The organism is Streptomyces sp. NPDC003379, from assembly GCF_053589195.1.
Genome location: NZ_JBSFRK010000009.1, coordinates 98,273 through 115,083 on the forward strand (window position 1 = coordinate 98,273; position 16,811 = coordinate 115,083).

Here is a 16,811-nt window from a genome sequence, read left to right on the forward strand (position 1 = left end):
GCCCGCCAGCAACTCCTGCGCCGGCAGCACCCGCCGGCGCAGGAACCAGCGGTACGGCGTGGTGCCGGTCGGCGAGGACCCGGGCTCCGGATCGACCGGCAGCTGCGCGCGGCGGAGGACGCCCCGCGCAGCTCCCGAGCGCGGGCGTCCCTAGAACTCGTCGTCGAAGGAGACCGACCCCTCGACCGCGACCTGGTACGCCGAAGGGCGCCGCTCGAAGAAGTTGGTCAGCTCCTGGACCCCCTGAAGCTCCATGAACGAGAACGGGTTGGACGAGCCGTAGACCGGTGCGAAGCCCAGGCGCTGGAGGCGCTGGTCGGCGACGCACTGGAGGTACTCGCGCATCGAGTCGGTGTTCATGCCCGGCAGACCGTCGCCGCACAGGTCGCGGGCGAACTGCAGCTCGGCCTCGACGGCCTCCTTCAGCATGTCCGTGACCTGCGTCCGGAGCGCGTCGTCGAACAGCTCGGGCTCCTCCTTGCGGACCGTGTCGACCACGTCGAAGGCGAAGCTCATGTGCATCGTCTCGTCGCGGAACACCCAGTTGGTGCCGGTCGCCAGGCCGTGCAGCAGCCCGCGGCTGCGGAACCAGTAGACGTACGCGAAGGCGCCGTAGAAGAAGAGGCCCTCGATGCACGCGGCGAAGCAGATGAGGTTGAGCAGGAAGCGGCGGCGCTCGGCCTGGGTCTCCAGGCGGTCCAGCTTCTCGACCGAGTCCATCCACTTGAAGCAGAACTGCGCCTTCTCGCGGATGGAGGGGATCTCCTCGACCGCGTCGAAGGCCGCAGCGCGGTCCTCCGGGTCGGGCAGATAGGTGTCGAGCAGCGTCAGATAGAACTGGACGTGCACGGCCTCCTCGAACAGCTGACGGCTCAAGTACAGCCGCGCTTCGGGGGAGTTGATGTGCTTGTAGAGCGTCAGCACGAGGTTGTTGGAGACGATCGAGTCACCGGTCGCGAAGAACGCGACCAGGCGGCCGATCATGTGCTGCTCGCCCGGCGTGAGCTTGGCGAGGTCGGTGACGTCCGAGTGGAGGTCGACCTCCTCCACCGTCCACGTGTTCTTGATCGCGTCCCGGTAGCGCTCGTAGAAGTCCGGGTAGCGCATGGGGCGCAGCGTCAGCTCGAAGCCCGGGTCGAGGAGGTTCTTCGTACTGTTGGTCGTGGAGCTCATTACTGGCAGGCCTCGCAGGACTCGGGGTTTTCCAGGGAGCAGGCGACGGCGTCTTCGGCCGTGACCTGCGCGGGAACGGGGGCGGTGGCGGCGGTCGCACCGGAGCCTGCCGCGCGGGCGATGCGGGTGGCGGGGCGCGAGCGCAGGTAGTACGTCGTCTTCAGGCCCTGCTGCCAGGCGTAGGCGTACATCGAGGAGAGCTTGCCGATGGTCGGCGTCTCCAGGAACAGGTTCAGGGACTGCGCCTGGTCGAGGAACGGCGTGCGCGCGGCGGCCATGTCGATCAGACCGCGCTGCGGGATCTCCCACGCCGTGCGGTACAGCGCGCGCACGTCCTCGGGGATCCAGCTGAAGCCCTGCACCGAGCCGCTGGCCTCGCGCAGCGCCTCGCGGGTCTGCGCGTCCCAGACGCCGAGCCGCTTCAGCTCCTCCACCAGGTAGGCGTTGACCTGGAGGAACTCGCCGCTGAGCGTCTCGCGCTTGAAGAGGTTGGAGACCTGCGGCTCGATGCACTCGTAGACGCCCGCGATGGACGCGATGGTGGCGGTCGGCGCGATGGCGAGCAGCAGGGAGTTGCGCATGCCGGTGGTGGCGATGCGCGCCCGCAGAGCCGCCCACCGCTCCGGCCAGGTCAGCACGGCACCGTAGTGGTCGGGGTGCAGCACGCCGCGCGCGGTGCGGGTCTTCTCCCAGGCGGGCAGCGGCCCGTTGCGCTCGGCGAGGTCGGCCGAGGCCTCGTAGGCGGCGAGCATGATCCGCTCGGCGATGCGGGTGGAAAGGGCGCGCGCCTCGGGGGAGTCGAAGGGCAGCTTCAACTGGAAGAAGACGTCCTGGAGGCCCATCGCGCCGAGGCCCACCGGGCGCCACTTGGCGTTGGAGCGCCCGGCCTGCTCGGTCGGGTAGAAGTTGATGTCGACGACGCGGTCGAGGAAGGTGACGGCGGTACGGACGGTCTCGTCGAGCCGCTCCCAGTCGATGTCACCGGCGGCGGCGTCCACGAACGCGCCGAGATTGACCGAGCCGAGGTTGCAGACGGCCGTCTCGCCGTCGTCCGTGACCTCCAGGATCTCCGTGCAGAGATTGGAGGAGTGCACGGTGTGGCCCGGCTCCGCCGTCTGGTTGGCGGTGCGGTTGGCGGCGTCCTTGAACGTCATCCAGCCGTTGCCGGTCTGCGCGAGGGTGCGCATCATGCGGCCGTACAGCTCCCGGGCCGGGATGGTCTTCTTCGCGAGCCCGGCGGCCTCCGCCCCGCGGTAGGCGGCGTCGAACTGCTCGCCCCACAGGTCGACGAGGTCGGGCACGTCGGCCGGGGAGAACAGCGACCAGTCCTGGTCGGCGGCGACCCGGCGCATGAACTCGTCCGGGATCCAGTGCGCGAGGTTGAGGTTGTGCGTGCGGCGCGCGTCCTCACCGGTGTTGTCGCGCAGCTCCAGGAACTCCTCGATGTCGGAGTGCCAGGTCTCCAGGTAGACCGCGGCCGCGCCCTTGCGCCGGCCGCCCTGGTTCACGGCGGCGACCGAGGCGTCCAGGGTCTTCAGGAACGGCACGATGCCGTTGGAGTGCCCGTTCGTGCCACGGATCAGCGAGCCACGGGAACGGATGCGGGAGTACGAGAGTCCGATGCCGCCCGCGTGCTTGGAGAGCCGCGCGACCTGGTGGTAGCGGTCGTAGATCGAGTCCAGCTCGTCCAGCGGGGAGTCGAGGAGGTAGCAGGAGGACATCTGCGGGTGGCGGGTGCCGGAGTTGAAGAGCGTCGGCGACGACGGCAGGTAGTCCAGGCGGCTCATCAGGCGGTACAGCGCCGCCACCTCGTCCAGGGCGCGCTCGCTGCCGTCCTCCGCGAGGCCGCTCGCGACGCGCAGCATGAAGTGCTGCGGGGTCTCGATGACCTGCCGGGTGATCGGGTGGCGCAGCAGATAGCGGCTGTGCAGGGTGCGCAGACCGAAGTACTCGAAGCGGAAGTCGGCGCCGTCGGCGAGCGCGGCGTCCACCAGCGCGTCGAGCCGGGCCGCGTGCTCCGTCACGAAGGACGCCGTGCGGTCGGCGATCAGGCCCTCGCGGTGGCCGACCGCGATGGAGTCGGTGAAGGAGCGCACGTCCTGCGTCGCCGCCTCCTCGCGGATGCCGATCGACAGGAGCCTGGCCGCCAGCTTCGAGTACGCCGGGTCCTCGGAGATGAGCCCCGCGGCCGCCTCGGTCGCCAGTTCCCGCAGCTCCGCGGTGATCTCGGCGGCGGCCTTCGCGGACCGGCCCCGCAGCGCGGCGGCGGCGACCCGGCCGGGGTCGGCGTCGGGAAGGTCGGCGGTGAGGTCGGTCAGGGTGCGCAGCAGCGCGGCCCCTGGTCCGTCGGTTCCCTCGGCACCCTGGGTGGTCGGCATCGGCGTCGGCGTCGACGGCACTGACGCGGGTTCGGCAGGCGCGATGGTCACGTGGGGCACTCCCTCGCTCGGCTCTGGGCCAGGGGAGGGAAGGGCACACGGGCGCACCCGGGCAGGGCGGCGTACCGCGTCCACCGGCCCACTCCACGAGGCCCGGACGGTCGGCACCCGGGCCGGACGGCACGGGTGCGCTGTCGACAGGTCCTCGGACTCCGCGTACGCCAAATACGTACACATGCACCGTTGCGGGACAGTTCCGGACTTGCACCGGATTCCCCTGCGGCGACAGCGAGCACGAGCATACATCTTGTGCCGGGTCTCTGAAGCGGGCCCACATCTTGTGTCGGCTCGCAGGGGCGGTGCTTGGAGGAGTGTTGCTTGGAGGGGCGGTGCCCGGAGGGGTGTGCCTAGAGCCTCAGCTCGTACGTCAGCAGCGGTACCGTCTCGATCGGCCTCCAGTCGCGCTCGGGTGTCCGTACGAAGCCGATGCGCTCGTACAGCCGGTGGGCGGCGTGCATCGACGTCTGCGTGGACAGGACGAGCCCGGTGCGGCCCGCGTCCTTGGCGCGCCGCACACACTCGCGTACGAGCGTCTCGCCGGCGCCCCGGCCGCGCGCCTCGGGAGAGACGGCCAGCATCCGTATCTCGGCCTGGTTCTCGCGCGCGATGTCCGCCATCGGCCCGCCGGACGGGACGTAGGTGACGCAGCCGAGTATCCTCCCGTCCGCGGCGGCCACCAGGATGTCGGCGTCGGCCGCGCGCGCCGCCACGTCGCGCAGCACCGCGAGATAGGGGTCCTCGGCCCCGAAGTCCAGGTGCCCGCCGTCGAGATAGGCCTGCGCGGTGAGGGCGCCGAGCGCCTCGTACTCCTCGGGGTGTGCGTGTCTGATCGTGATGTCCATGCCGCGCAGTGTGCAACACGGGTACGACAGAGGGCCGCCGGTTTTTCCGGCGGCCCACGTCGTGACGGGGAGAGGCTCAGTGCCCGGCGCCCGCCGTCGCCTTCGGCAGTTCCTGGACGACGCCGGGGTCGCCCGCGTCCGCGGTGTAGTCCTCGGGGGAGGTCTCGTCGATGCCGTCCGGCGCCTTCAGCGCCCTGAGGACGAAGGTGAGGACCACGGTCACGACGACGTTCAGGACGAACGCGGTGAGGCCGATGTAGCCGATCTCGCCGATGCCCGGGATCGTGTCGGAGGAGCCGCCGAAGTGCTTCTGCGTCGGCGAGGCGACGCCGTACGCGGCCAGCGTGCCGTAGACCATGCCGACCGCCCAGCCCGCGAGCAGCGCCCAGCGGTGGAACCAGCGTGTGAACAGGCCGCCGACCAGCGCGGGCATCGTCTGGAGGATCCAGATGCCGCCGAGCAGCTGGAAGTTGATCGCGACGGTCTTGTCCATGGTGAGGACGAAGGCGAGCGCGCCGACCTTCACCATGAGCGAGACCATCTTGGAGACCTTGGTCTCCTGCGCGGGCGTCGCGTCGGGCTTGATGAAGTCCTTGTAGATGTTCCGGGTGAAGAGGTTCGCGGCCGCGATCGACATGATGGCCGCCGGGACCAGCGCGCCGATGCCGATGGCCGCGAAGGCCACGCCCGTGAACCAGTCCGGGAACATGGTCTCGAAGAGCTGCGGGATCGCCAACTGGCCGTTGTCCACCTTGATCCCGGCCGCGATCGCCATGAAGCCGAGCAGCGCGAGCAGGCCGAGCATCAGCGAGTACAGCGGCAGGATGGTGGTGTTGCGGCGGATCACGTCGCGGCTCTTGGAGGAGAGGGTCGCCGTGATCGAGTGCGGGTACATGAAGAGCGCGAGGGCCGAGCCGAGCGCGAGCGTCGCGTACGTCCACTGCCCGGCCTCGGCGGGCGCGAGGGCGCCGCGCGGCTTGTCGGTCGCCGGGTTGGTCTGCGCGAAGGCGTCACCGGCCTTGGCGAAGATCTCGTCGAAGCCGCCGAGCTTGATCGGTATGTAGATGATCGCGACGATGATGACGAGATAGATCAGGCCGTCCTTCACGAACGCGATCAGCGCGGGCGCGCGCAGCCCCGACGAGTAGGTGTACGCGGCGAGCACCGCGAAGGCGATCAGGAGCGGCAGGTCCTTGATGAACCAGTGGGTGTCCGGGCCGCCGCCGACGCCCATGACGTCGAGGACCGCCTGGATGCCGACCAGTTGGAGCGCGATGTAGGGCATCGTGGCGAGGATGCCGGTGACCGCGACGGCCAGCGAGAGCCCCTTCGAGCCGAAGCGCCCGCGCACGAAGTCGGAGGTCGTCACATAGCCGTGCTTGTGCGAGACCGACCACAGGCGCGGCAGGAAGGTGAAGATCAGCGGATAGACGAGGATCGTGTACGGCACCGCGAAGAACCCGGCCGCGCCCGCCGCGTAGATCGCCGCCGGGACGGCCACGAAGGTGTACGCGGTGTAGAGGTCGCCGCCGAGCAGGAACCACGTGACCCAGGTGCCGAACGACCGGCCGCCCAGGCCCCATTCGTCCAGGCTCTGGTCGTTCTCGGCCTTGCGCCAGCGGGCGGCGAGGAAGCCCATGACGGTGACCGCGACGAAAAAGAGGATGAAGACGGCGAGCGCGACGCCGTTGACTCCGCCGTTCATGACCGCGCACCTTCCTTGCGGGCGCGCTGGTCACGCTGCCACAGCTTGTACGCGATCATCGTGAGCACCGTGGAGACGAGCACCCAGAGCATCTGGTACCAGTAGAAGAACGGGATGCCTATGAAGGTCGGTTCGATCTTCGCGTACGAACTGACCCAGAGCATTGCCACGAAGGGTGCGACAAGGCAGGCTGCGATGATCACGCGGACCGGTGTGACCACCGGTCTGTTCACTTCAGGCGCATCTGACATGTCGCGGCTCCGTTCCCTCACTTATCTCATGCTTAACGTGCGGGAAATCTAAGCCACGGTCTCGCTGTATGGAACCCCTGTCCGAATAACGGACCGGCCAATGTGCCTGCTCAGCAGCAGCGGAACCCCTGCCGGGGGTCCGACTCCTGGCGGTCCGTCCGCATACGCTCGAACGTGCGGCGGCTGGGCACCGGCGCGGCCGGATGGTCCTTGCGTACGTGCGCCACATACCGCTCGTACGCCGACTCGTCGGTCAGTTCGCGGACGTACCAGCGCATCCAGCGCAGCCCGCGCAGCACCATGGTCATACCGTCAACTTCGATTCCACGTAAGGCGCTTCGTGCAGTTCGGTGGCGGCGGGGTTGCGCACGTGTCTCACGCACACGCGTGCCGCGTCGAGGATCACGATGACGATGAGCAGGGCGAGGGCGGCCGAGAGGACGCCGTCCACCGTGGAGTTGGTGACGACGGTGTGCATGTCGTCCATGGTCTTGGCGGGCGGCAGGACCTTGCCGTCGTCGATGGCGTCCTGGTAGATCGAGCGCTGCGTGAAGAAGCCCACCCGGGGATCGCCGGAGAACACCTTCTGCCAGCTCGCCGTCAGCGTCACCGTGGCGTCCCAGGCGAGCGGAATGCCCGTCACCCAGGCCCACTTGAGGCGTCCTGACTTCACGAGCAGCGTCGTGCAGACGGTGAGGGCGACGGCGGCGAGGAGCTGGTTGGCGATGCCGAAGATCGGGAAGAGCTGGTTGATGCCGCCGAGCGGCTCGTGCACGCCCACCCAGAGGAAGTAGCCCCAGAGGCCGGTGACGGCCGCGCTGGTCAGCACGAGGCCCGGCTTCCAGCTGACGTTCTTGAAGGGCTTGTAGACGTTCCCGAGCATGTCCTGGAGCATGAAGCGGCCCACGCGCGTGCCCGCGTCGAGCGCGGTCAGGATGAACAGCGCCTCGAACATGATCGCGAAGTGGTACCAGAAGGCCCGCATCGAGCCGCCCGTGACCTTCGAGAAGATCTCGGAGACGCCGACCGCGAGCGTGGGGGCGCCGCCCGTGCGCGAGAGCAGCGAGGACTCCTCCACGTTCTTGGCGGCCTGCGCCAGGTCGGCGGGGGAGATGGAGTACCCGAAGCCCGCGACGGCCTTCGACGCCTCCTGCACGGTGTCGCCGACGACGCCCGCCGGCGCGTTCATCGCGAAGTACAGTCCGGGGTCGATGATCGACGCCGCGACGAGCGCCATGACGGCGACGGCCGACTCCATCAGCATGGAGCCGTACCCGATCATCCGGACCTGCGTCTCCTTCCGGATCATCTTCGGCGTGGTGCCCGAGGAAATCAGCGCGTGGAAGCCGGACAGGGCACCGCACGCGATGGTGATGAAGACGAAGGGGAAGAGCGAGCCCGCGAAGACCGGCCCGTCGCCGCGCGAGGCGAAGTCGGTCACCGGGTCCATTCTCAGCGTCGGCAGGGCGATGACGACACCGAGCGCGAGCAGCAGGATGGTCCCGATCTTCATGAACGTCGACAGGTAGTCGCGCGGCGCGAGCAGCATCCACACCGGCAGGATCGAGGCGATGAAGCCGTACGCGACCAGCCAGACGACCAGCGTCGATGGCGCGAGCGTGAAGGTGTCCGCGAGCGAGGACTCGGCGACCCAGCGCCCGGCGACGAGCGCGACAAGGAGCAGCGCGACACCGATGAGGGAGACCTCGCTGACCCGCCCCGGGCGCAGGACCCGCAGATAGAAGCCCATCAGCAGGGCGATCGGGATGGTCATCGCGATGGAGAAGGTGCCCCACGGCGACTCGGCGAGCGCGTTGACGATGACCAGCGCGAGCACCCCGAGCAGGATGATCATGATGGCGAACGCGGCGAGCAGCGCGGCGGCCCCGCCGAACGGCCCGATCTCGTCCCGTGCCATCTGCCCGAGCGACTTGCCGTCCCGCCGCGTCGAGAAGAAGAGCACGACCATGTCCTGTACGGCACCCGCGAAGATCACGCCGACGATGATCCAGATCGTGCCGGGCAGATATCCCATCTGCGCGGCGAGGACCGGCCCCACCAGCGGTCCCGCGCCGGCGATGGCGGCGAAGTGGTGGCCGAGCAGGACGCGGCGGTCGGTCGGGTGGAAGTCGATGCCGTTGTCGAGCCGCTCGGCGGGCGTCGCCCGGGTCGCGTCGACCTTCAGGACCTTGTACGCGATGAACTTGGAGTAGAAGCGGTACGCGACGGCGTACGAGCCGAGGGCCGCCGCCACCATCCAGGCGGCCGACACCTCCTCGTCGCGGGCGAGCGCCAGTACGGTCCAGCCCGTGGCGCCGACCAGCGCGACGAGGGTCCAGACGGCGATGGATCGGGGATCTGCTCTGCGCACCGGGTCGTCCTCCCGTTCATCATGCGATGACGGGAGGAACGTAGAGCAGCGAGGTGATCCGCGCCAGACCGCGTGGTCGGTGTGTCCGTGCCGTGCTCAGTCGGTGGGTCTCTTCAGGCGGGCCACGAACTTGTAGCGGTCGCCCCGGTAGACCGAGCGCACCCACTCCACCGGCCGGCCCGTGCCGTCCAGCGAGTGCCGGGACAGCAGCAGCATCGGCAGGCCGACGTCGGTGCCGAGCAGGCCCGCCTCGCGCGGGGTGGCCAGCGAGGTCTCGATGGTCTCCTCGGCCTCGGCGAGATGCACGTCGTACACCTCGGCGAGCGCGGTGTAGAGCGAGGTGTACTTGACCAGGGAGCGGCGCAGCGCGGGGAAGCGCTTGGCCGACAGGTGCGTGGTCTCGATGGCCATCGCCTCGCCGTTGGCAAGGCGCAGGCGCTCGATGCGCAGGACCCGGCTGCCCGCGCCGATGTCGAGCAGCCCGGCGAGGGTGTCGTCGGCGGTGATGTAGCCGATGTCCAGGAGCTGCGAGGTGGGTTCGAGGCCCTGGGCCCGCATGTCCTCGGTGTAGGAGGTGAGTTGGAGGGCCTGCGACACCTTCGGCTTGGCGACGAAGGTGCCCTTGCCCTGGATCCGCTCCAGGCGCCCCTCGACGACCAGCTCCTGGAGGGCCTGGCGGACCGTCGTGCGCGAGGTGTCGAACTCGGCGGCGAGCGTGCGCTCCGGGGGGACGGGGGTGCCGGGCGGCAGCGTCTCCGTCATGTCGAGCAAGTGCCGCTTCAGGCGGTAGTACTTGGGCACGCGCGCGGTGCGGCCGACGCTCGGGCCCTCCGAAGGCGCGCCCGCATCGGTCCCGGTCCTGCCCGCTTCGGTGCCCATGGTCAGCCTTCCCGGCTCCTGTGCTGCTGCCGTCACCGGCTCCTCCGTCTGTCGCGGCTCACATCGTGGCACGGTACGGGGCATGGGGGCGCCCCCTGGTCGAGCGAAGTCGAGAGCTTGGGGGAGGACCTTGTCCGCTCAGGTGTCGGTCCGATAACGGACGCGACAGCCCTTCTTATACACCCTTGACACCCCTATAGGTCTAGGCCAAGCTCCCGGTACTGGTCTACACCATTAAAGACCAGGTTCCAGTCCCACGGGCAGATCTCGGTCCATTCGGTCGCTGCGGGTGGGGGGTTGACTGGCATCCCTTGAGGAGGGTGACGTGAAGCGCAAGCTCATAGCGGCCATTGGTGTCGCGGGCATGTTGGTCTCGGTCGCGGCCTGCGGCAGTGACGACGGGGACAAGAAGTCCGGCGGAGCCGACGGCTTCAAGGGCGAGACGCTGACGCTCTGGGCGATGGACGGCTCGACGCCGGACACGTGGCAGAAGGACGTCACGGCGGCCTTCGAGAAGAAGACCGGCGCGAAGCTGAAGTTCGAAGTCCAGCAGTGGAACGGCATCCAGCAGAAGCTGACCACGGCCCTCTCCGAGGAGAACCCGCCGGACGTCTTCGAGATCGGCAACACCCAGACCGCCGCGTACGCCAAGACGGGCGGCCTCGCCGAACTCGGCGACCTCAAGGAGACGCTCGGCGCCGACTGGACCGAGTCGATGAACAAGGCCTCGGTGATCGACGGCAAGCAGTACGCCGCCCCGTGGTTCGTCCTGAACCGCGTCGTGGTCTACAACAAGAAGATCTGGGCCGAAGCCGGCATCAAGGACACCCCGAAGACGCGCGCCGAGTTCCTCAAGGACCTCAAGCAGATCGGCGAGAAGACCGACGCCGAGCCGCTCTACATGCCGGGCCAGTTCTGGTACCACTTCGTCGGCCTGACCATCGGTGAGGGCGCCGAGCTGGTCAAGAAGGACGGCGACAAGTACGTCTCCAACCTCGGTGACCCCAAGGTCACCAAGGCCATGAAGACGTACCAGGAGTTCCAGAAGCTCTCCAAGGCCCCCAAGAACAAGGACGAGGCCACCCCGCAGCAGGGCGAGGTCTTCGGCAAGGGCAAGACCGCCACGTTCATCGGCATGCCGTGGGAGGCGGACCTCGCGATCAAGACGGACAAGAAGATCGCGAAGGACATCGGCTACTTCACGATCCCGGGCGCCACGGCGGACAAGCCCGAGGGTGTCTTCCTCGGCGGCTCCAACCTCGCCATCGCCGCGACCAGCAAGAAGCAGGAGCTCGCCAAGGAGTTCCTGAAGATCGCGCTGTCCGACAAGTTCGAGGGTCAGTTCGCCAAGGAAGGCGGCGTCATCCCGAACAAGGAGTCTCTCGAGTCCGCCCTCGCGGGCAACCCGGCCGCCAAGGCCATGACCCCGGCCACCCCCGGCGGCGGCATCACCCCGCTGATCCCGGAGTGGGGCGCGGTCGAGAACCCGCCGAACCCGATCAAGAACTACATGACCGCGGTGCTCAACGGTAAGTCGCCCGCCGACGCCGCGAAGCAGGTCGAGGGCGAAATGAACAAGCGCCTGTCGCAGAAGCAGTAAGGACGCCCCTCTCGCCGGGGGCGGCGGGTGACACGCCCTCGCCGCCCCCGGCTCACCTCTGCGTACCGCGATGCCCACGAAAGAGATGGCGAGCATGACCGTGCAGAAGACCGAAGGGCCGCCCTCCGGCCCGACGGAGGTGCAGACACCGGACGGCGGACCACGACCACGTGGCCCGCGCAAGGGCCCAAAACGTCTCGCCGGCCTGGCGCCCTATCTGCTCCTCGCCCCCGCGATCGTCGCCACCCTGCTGCTGCTCGGCTGGCCGCTGGTCAGCAACGGGATGCTGTCGTTCCAGAACCTCAACATGAGGCAGTTCATTCTGCACCTCACGGAGTGGAACGGATTCGACAACTACAAGGAGGTCCTCACCGGCGAGGACTTCTGGCGGGTCACCGGACGCTCGGTCGTCTTCACCGCCGCCAACGTCGTACTGATCATGATCCTCGGCCTGCTGGTCGGCCTGCTGCTCGCGCGGCTCGGCCGGAAGATGCGCACGCTGCTCATGGTCGGTCTCGTCCTGGCCTGGGCGATGCCCGTGGTCGCCTCGACCACCGTCTACCAGTGGCTGTTCGCGCAGCGCTTCGGCGTCGTCAACTGGGTGCTCGCCAAACTCGGCTTCGAGTCGATGGCCGACCACGACTGGCTCAGCACCCAGTACTCCACCTTCTTCGTGGTCCTGCTCCTGATCGTCTGGCAGTCGATCCCCTTCGTGGCGATCAACCTCTACGCCGCCACGACGACCATCCCCAAGGAGCTGTACGAGGCCGCCTCCCTGGACGGCGCCGGCGCCTGGAAGCAGTTCACCTCGGTCACCATGCCGTATCTGCGTCCCTTCCTCTACGCCACGACGTTCCTGGAGATCATCTGGGTCTTCAAGGCGTTCGTGCAGGTCTTCACCCTCAACGAGGGCGGCCCGGACCGGCTCACCGAGATCCTGCCCGTCTACGCCTACATCGAGGGCATGGGCAACCAGCACTTCGGCATGGGCGCGGCGATCGCGCTGCTCACCATCGTCATCCTGCTGGCCATCACCTCGTACTACCTGCGGATCGTGCTCAAGCAAGGGGAGGACGAGCTGTGAAGCGCTCGCCGCTGGGCCGGATCTGGCCCAACCTGACCGCCGTCGTTCTCTTCCTCATCTTCGTCTTCCCCGTCTACTGGATGTTCGCCACGGCCTTCAAGCCGACCGGCGACATCATCAGCGAGGACCCGGTCTGGTTCCCGACCGACGCCACGCTGGAGCACTTCAGGACGGCCATGGACGTCGACCACTTCTGGACCATGGTCGGCAACTCGATCACCGTCACGGTCTGCGCGGTCGTCTTCTCCCTCATCATCGGCGTGACCGCGGCGTTCGCCCTCGCCCGGATGCGCTTCAAGGGGCGGCGCGGCTTCATCATCGGCTTCATGCTCGCCCAGATGGCGCCCTGGGAAGTCATGGTCATCGCGATCTACATCATCGTGCGCGACGCCGACATGCTGAACAGCCTGATCCCGCTCACCCTCTTCTACATGGTGATGATCCTGCCCTTCACCCTCCTCACGCTGCGCGGCTTCGTCGCCGCCGTGCCGAAGGAGCTGGAGGAGTCCGCCATGGTCGACGGCTGTACGCGCATGCAGGCCTTCCGCCGGGTGATCCTGCCGCTGCTCGCGCCGGGCCTCATGTCGACCTCGCTCTTCGGCTTCATCACGGCCTGGAACGAGTTCCCGCTGGCCCTCGTGCTCAACAAGGAAGCGGACGCCAAGACCCTGCCGATATGGCTCTCCAGCTTCCAGACCGCCTTCGGCGACGACTGGGGCGCCACGATGGCCGCGGCCTCGCTCTTCGCCCTCCCGATCCTGATCCTCTTCGTCTTCCTGCAGCGCAGGGCCGTCAGCGGCCTGGCCGACGGCGCAGTGAAGGGATAACGCCTGATGACGACACTCACGACGCCCGCCGGTGACGCGACATCCGCCGGTGACACGCTCACCCGTAACGCTCTGGCCGTGCTCCAGCCCGGCTTCGACGGCACCACCGCGCCGGACTGGCTGCGCCGCAGGATCGGCGAGGGCCTCGCCTCCGTCGGCCTCTTCGGCCGCAACGTCAGGACCGCCGAGCAGGTCGCCGCCCTCACCGCCCAGCTGCGGGCCGAGCGCGAGGACCTCCTGGTCGCCATCGACGAGGAGAGCGGCGACGTCACCCGCCTGGAGGTGCGCACCGGCTCCTCCTACCCGGGCAACCACGCGCTGGGCGCCGTCGACGACACGGCGCTGACCCGCGACGTGGCCGCCGACCTCGGCCGCCGCCTCGCCGCCTGCGGCATCAACTTCAACTGGGCACCGTCCGCCGACGTCAACGCCAACCCCGACAACCCCGTCATCGGCGTACGTTCCTTCGGCGCGGACCCGCTGCTGGTGGCCCGGCACACCGCCGCGTACGTCGAGGGCCTGCAGTCCTCCGGCGTCGCCGCCTCCACCAAGCACTTCCCGGGGCACGGGGACACCGCGGTCGACTCGCACCACTCCGTGCCGGTCATCGACGTCGACCGGGACGTGCTGAACTCCCGCGACCTCGCGCCGTTCCGCGCCGCGATCGCCGCCGGCACCCGGGCCGTGATGAGCGCCCACATCCTGGCCCCCGCCCTGGACCCCGAGTACCCGGGGACGGTCTCCCGCCGCATCCTCACCGACCTCCTCCGCGGGGAATTCGGCTACGACGGCCTGATCGTCACCGACGGCATGGACATGCAGGCCATCGCCGGCCGGTACGGCTTCGAGCGCGGTTGCGTCCTCGCCATCGCGGCGGGCGCCGACGCGATCTGCGTGGGCGGCGGCCCCTCGGACGAGGGCACCGTCCTGCGCCTCCGGGACGCCTTCGTCGCGGCGGTGCGCTCGGGCGAACTGCCCGAGGAGCGTCTTGCCGATGCGGCCGACCGCGTACGGGCGCTGGCGGGCTGGACTTCGGTGTCGGGCGCGGCCGATCGTTCGGGGGGCGCGCCCGACACCGGAATCGGCCTGGTCGCGGCCCGCCGCGCGCTGACGGTCACGCGCGGTGAGACCTACGCGGCCCCGGTCATCGAGGCCCCCTACGTCGCCACCTTCACCCCGCTCCCGAACATCGCGGTCGGCGACGAGACCCCGTGGGGCGTCACCGCCGAGCTCGAACGCCGACTTCCCGGCACGGCGTCGGGCAGCTTCTCCGGCGACACGGCGGGCGCCGAGGCCCTCGCGGCGGCGGGGGAGCGCCGCATCGTCGCGGTGGTCCGCGACGCCCACCGCCACGTGTGGATGTCCTCGGCCGTACGCACCCTCCTGGCCTCCCGCCCGGACACCGTGGTGGTGGAGATGGGCGTCCCCCAGTCACCCCCGACCGGCGCCCTCCACATCGCGACGCGCGGCGCGGCAAGGGTCTGCGGCGAAGCGGCGGCGGAGGTCATCACCGGCGCGTGATCCTTTGGACGACGACGAAGGGGCGCCCCCAACCGGGGACGCCCCTTCGTCGTTCTTCATGACTTCTACAGTCCCTGCCAGTCGGGCTTGTTGGCGTAGGTGTGACGGAAGTAGTCGGCGAGCTTCAGCTTGGACGCGGCGGCCTCGTCGACGACGACCGTGGCGTGCGGGTGCAGCTGCAGCGCGGAGGCGGGAACCACCGAGGCGACCGGCCCCTCCACCGTCGCGGCCACCGCGTCCGCCTTGCCCTCACCGGTGGCGAGCAGCACGAGGTGCCGCGCCTCCAGGATCGTCCCGATCCCCTGGGTGATGACGTGGTGCGGGACCTGCTCGATGTCCCCGTCGAAGAAGCGCGCGTTGTCCACCCGCGTCTGCTCGGTGAGCGTCTTGATGCGCGTACGCGAAGCGAGCGACGAGCAGGGCTCGTTGAACCCGATGTGCCCGTCGGTCCCGATCCCGAGCAGCTGGAGATCGACCCCACCCGCCTCGGCGAGCGCCTTGTCGTACGCCACGCAAGCAGCCTGCACGTCCTCGGCGCTGCCGTCCGGGCCCATGAACGACTCCTCGCTCAGCCCGAGCGGCTCCACGACCTCGCGCAGCACGACGGAACGGTACGACTCCGGGTGCCCGACCGGCAGCCCGACGTACTCGTCGAGCTGGCAGATCCGCGCCCGCGAGGCATCCACGGCACCGGCGGCCACCTTGGCGGCCAGCGCCTCGTAGATGGGTAGCGGGGTGGAGCCGGTGGCGACACCGAGCAGGGCGTCAGGCTTACGGCGCACCAGGGCGGCCATGGCCTCCGCGATGAGCTCGCCGCCTGCCGTGGCGTCCGGGACGATGACAACTTCCACGCTGGGCCTGCCGATCTGGAGAGGGAACTCAAGAAGACTGTGGTATAGACCAATCTAGCAGAGCCCCGCCCCCACACCACCCCTGCTCCACCCTCCATGCTCCCGCCTTCCCGCCCACCTCGCCCACCGCGCTAGCTCCGCCCGCGCCGCCGAGCGGCACCGGCCGAGCCGCCGAGCCCCAGGCAGCCGGCCCAGGCCCCCGGCCAGCAGCCGGCCCAGGCCCCCGGCCCGCCCATGCGCCCCAGCCCAAGAGCAGCGAAAGCAGGGGCATGAGCGCCAAGACTCCGCAGGACGTGCGCGATCCGCAGAGTGAGCGGCCGGGGCGGATCATGGCCCGGGAGATGGCCGAGCAGCCCGGAGTGCTGCGCCGCATCCTCGGTACCGGCGTCCCGACGATCCGTGAGATCGCTCAGCGGGTCGCCGAGCGCAAGCCCCGCTTCGTGTTGCTCACCGCACGCGGCAGCTCCGACCACGCCGCGCGCTACGCGAAGTACCTCCTTGAAGTCCGCCTCGGCATGCCCTGTGGGCTGACCTCGATGTCCACCGTCACGGCGTACGGCGCCAAGCCCGACCTGCGGGACGTCCTCGTCGTCACCGTGAGTCAGTCCGGCGGCTCGCCCGACCTGGTGGCCTCCACCCGGACCGCCCGTGAGGCCGGCGCGATCACCCTCGCGGTCACCAACAACCCCGACTCACCCCTGGCCGCCGTCTCCGAGCACCACATCGACATCCTCGCGGCACCGGAGCGGGCGCTGCCCGCCACGAAGACGTACACCGCCTCGCTGCTCGCCCGTGAGGGCGAGGTCAAGGCCCTCGCCGCCCGTTACCGCTTCGCCGAGCGCATGGTGATCACCTCCCGTGGCTACGGCTACCCGACCGCGAAGAAGGCAGCCCTGAAACTGATGGAGACCAGCTACATCCCGGCGCTCGCCTACTCCGGCGCCGATCTGCTGCACGGCCCGCTCGCGATGGTCGACAACATCTCGCCGGTCATCGCCGTCGTGACGGACGGCCGGGGCGGCGAGGCGCTGCAACCCGTCCTCGACCCGGCTCCGCGGCCGGGGCGCCGACCTGGTGGTCATCGGCCCGAAGGTCCAGGTCGAACAGGCCTCGGCCGGCTTCGTACTGCCCACCGAAGGGGTCGCCGAAGAGGCCCAGCCGATCCTGGAGATCATTCCCCTCCAGCTCCTCGCCTACGAGGTCACGATCGCCCGCGGCCAGGACCCGGACGCGCCCAGAGCTCTCGCCAAGGTGACCGAGACCCGCTGA

At 69.3% G+C, this 16,811-nt stretch carries 13 protein-coding genes, 1 pseudogene and 1 riboswitch; of the genes and pseudogenes, 5 read left to right on the forward strand and 9 right to left on the reverse strand.

Annotated features, from left to right (window positions below):
• Nucleotides 1-150: 150 nt before the first annotated feature.
• The 8 genes from ACWDVB_RS10960 to ACWDVB_RS10995 all read right to left on the reverse strand — a co-directional run bounded on the left by ACWDVB_RS10960 (nucleotide 151) and on the right by ACWDVB_RS10995 (nucleotide 9,659).
• Nucleotides 151-1,173: a ribonucleotide-diphosphate reductase subunit beta gene (locus ACWDVB_RS10960; protein ID WP_451512704.1), complete on the reverse strand. Its 1,023-nt coding sequence runs from the start codon at nucleotides 1,171-1,173 to the stop codon at nucleotides 151-153.
• Nucleotides 1,173-3,602, reverse strand: a complete 2,430-nt coding sequence (locus ACWDVB_RS10965; protein ID WP_451512705.1) for a ribonucleoside-diphosphate reductase subunit alpha — start codon at nucleotides 3,600-3,602, stop codon at nucleotides 1,173-1,175. The genes ACWDVB_RS10960 and ACWDVB_RS10965 overlap by 1 nt, the downstream gene beginning before the upstream one ends.
• Before the next feature lie 128 nt (nucleotides 3,603-3,730).
• A riboswitch (cobalamin riboswitch) is annotated at nucleotides 3,731-3,853 on the reverse strand.
• A 105-nt stretch (nucleotides 3,854-3,958) separates the two neighbouring features.
• Nucleotides 3,959-4,453 carry a GNAT family N-acetyltransferase gene (locus ACWDVB_RS10970; RefSeq protein ID WP_451512706.1) on the reverse strand — a complete coding sequence of 165 codons (495 nt, stop codon included), beginning with the start codon at nucleotides 4,451-4,453 and terminating at the stop codon, nucleotides 3,959-3,961.
• A 76-nt stretch (nucleotides 4,454-4,529) separates the two neighbouring features.
• Nucleotides 4,530-6,158 (reverse strand): monocarboxylate uptake permease MctP, encoded by a 1,629-nt coding sequence (gene mctP, locus ACWDVB_RS10975; protein WP_451512707.1) that lies wholly within the window; start codon nucleotides 6,156-6,158, stop codon nucleotides 4,530-4,532.
• The gene (locus ACWDVB_RS10980) at nucleotides 6,155-6,409 is read right to left on the reverse strand and encodes a DUF3311 domain-containing protein (protein WP_451512708.1); all 255 of its coding nucleotides are present in this window, start codon (nucleotides 6,407-6,409) and stop codon (nucleotides 6,155-6,157) included. The genes mctP and ACWDVB_RS10980 overlap by 4 nt, the downstream gene beginning before the upstream one ends.
• Nucleotides 6,410-6,519: 110 nt before the next feature.
• Nucleotides 6,520-6,717 (reverse strand): YbdD/YjiX family protein, encoded by a 198-nt coding sequence (locus ACWDVB_RS10985; RefSeq protein ID WP_451512709.1) that lies wholly within the window; start codon nucleotides 6,715-6,717, stop codon nucleotides 6,520-6,522.
• Nucleotides 6,714-8,780: a carbon starvation CstA family protein gene (locus ACWDVB_RS10990; protein ID WP_451512710.1), complete on the reverse strand. Its 2,067-nt coding sequence runs from the start codon at nucleotides 8,778-8,780 to the stop codon at nucleotides 6,714-6,716. Before ACWDVB_RS10990 ends, ACWDVB_RS10985 begins: the two co-directional genes overlap by 4 nt.
• A gap of 96 nt (nucleotides 8,781-8,876) precedes the next feature.
• Complete coding sequence (locus ACWDVB_RS10995; RefSeq protein ID WP_451512910.1) at nucleotides 8,877-9,659, reverse strand: GntR family transcriptional regulator; 783 nt, start codon at nucleotides 9,657-9,659, stop codon at nucleotides 8,877-8,879.
• A 325-nt stretch (nucleotides 9,660-9,984) separates the two neighbouring features.
• On the opposite strand from ACWDVB_RS10995, the gene ACWDVB_RS11000 reads away from it, so the two are divergent.
• From ACWDVB_RS11000 to ACWDVB_RS11015, 4 genes are all read left to right on the forward strand, one after another.
• Entirely contained in the window at nucleotides 9,985-11,259 is a 1,275-nt protein-coding gene (locus ACWDVB_RS11000; protein ID WP_451512711.1) for an extracellular solute-binding protein, read from the forward strand.
• Nucleotides 11,260-11,353: 94 nt separating this feature from the next.
• A complete protein-coding gene (locus tag ACWDVB_RS11005) occupies nucleotides 11,354-12,343 on the forward strand; it encodes a carbohydrate ABC transporter permease (RefSeq protein WP_451512712.1) in 990 nt (329 codons plus the stop codon).
• Entirely contained in the window at nucleotides 12,340-13,170 is an 831-nt protein-coding gene (locus ACWDVB_RS11010; protein ID WP_451512713.1) for a carbohydrate ABC transporter permease, read from the forward strand. The genes ACWDVB_RS11005 and ACWDVB_RS11010 overlap by 4 nt, the downstream gene beginning before the upstream one ends.
• A gap of 6 nt (nucleotides 13,171-13,176) precedes the next feature.
• Nucleotides 13,177-14,691: a glycoside hydrolase family 3 protein gene (locus ACWDVB_RS11015; RefSeq protein ID WP_451512714.1), complete on the forward strand. Its 1,515-nt coding sequence runs from the start codon at nucleotides 13,177-13,179 to the stop codon at nucleotides 14,689-14,691.
• Nucleotides 14,692-14,756: 65 nt separating this feature from the next.
• Here ACWDVB_RS11015 and nagB read toward each other — a convergent pair whose 3' ends face one another.
• Nucleotides 14,757-15,542 (reverse strand): glucosamine-6-phosphate deaminase, encoded by a 786-nt coding sequence (nagB, locus tag ACWDVB_RS11020; protein ID WP_451512715.1) that lies wholly within the window; start codon nucleotides 15,540-15,542, stop codon nucleotides 14,757-14,759.
• Between the two features lie 269 nt (nucleotides 15,543-15,811).
• On the opposite strand from nagB, the pseudogene ACWDVB_RS11025 reads away from it, so the two are divergent.
• Nucleotides 15,812-16,811: pseudogene (locus ACWDVB_RS11025) on the forward strand (SIS domain-containing protein).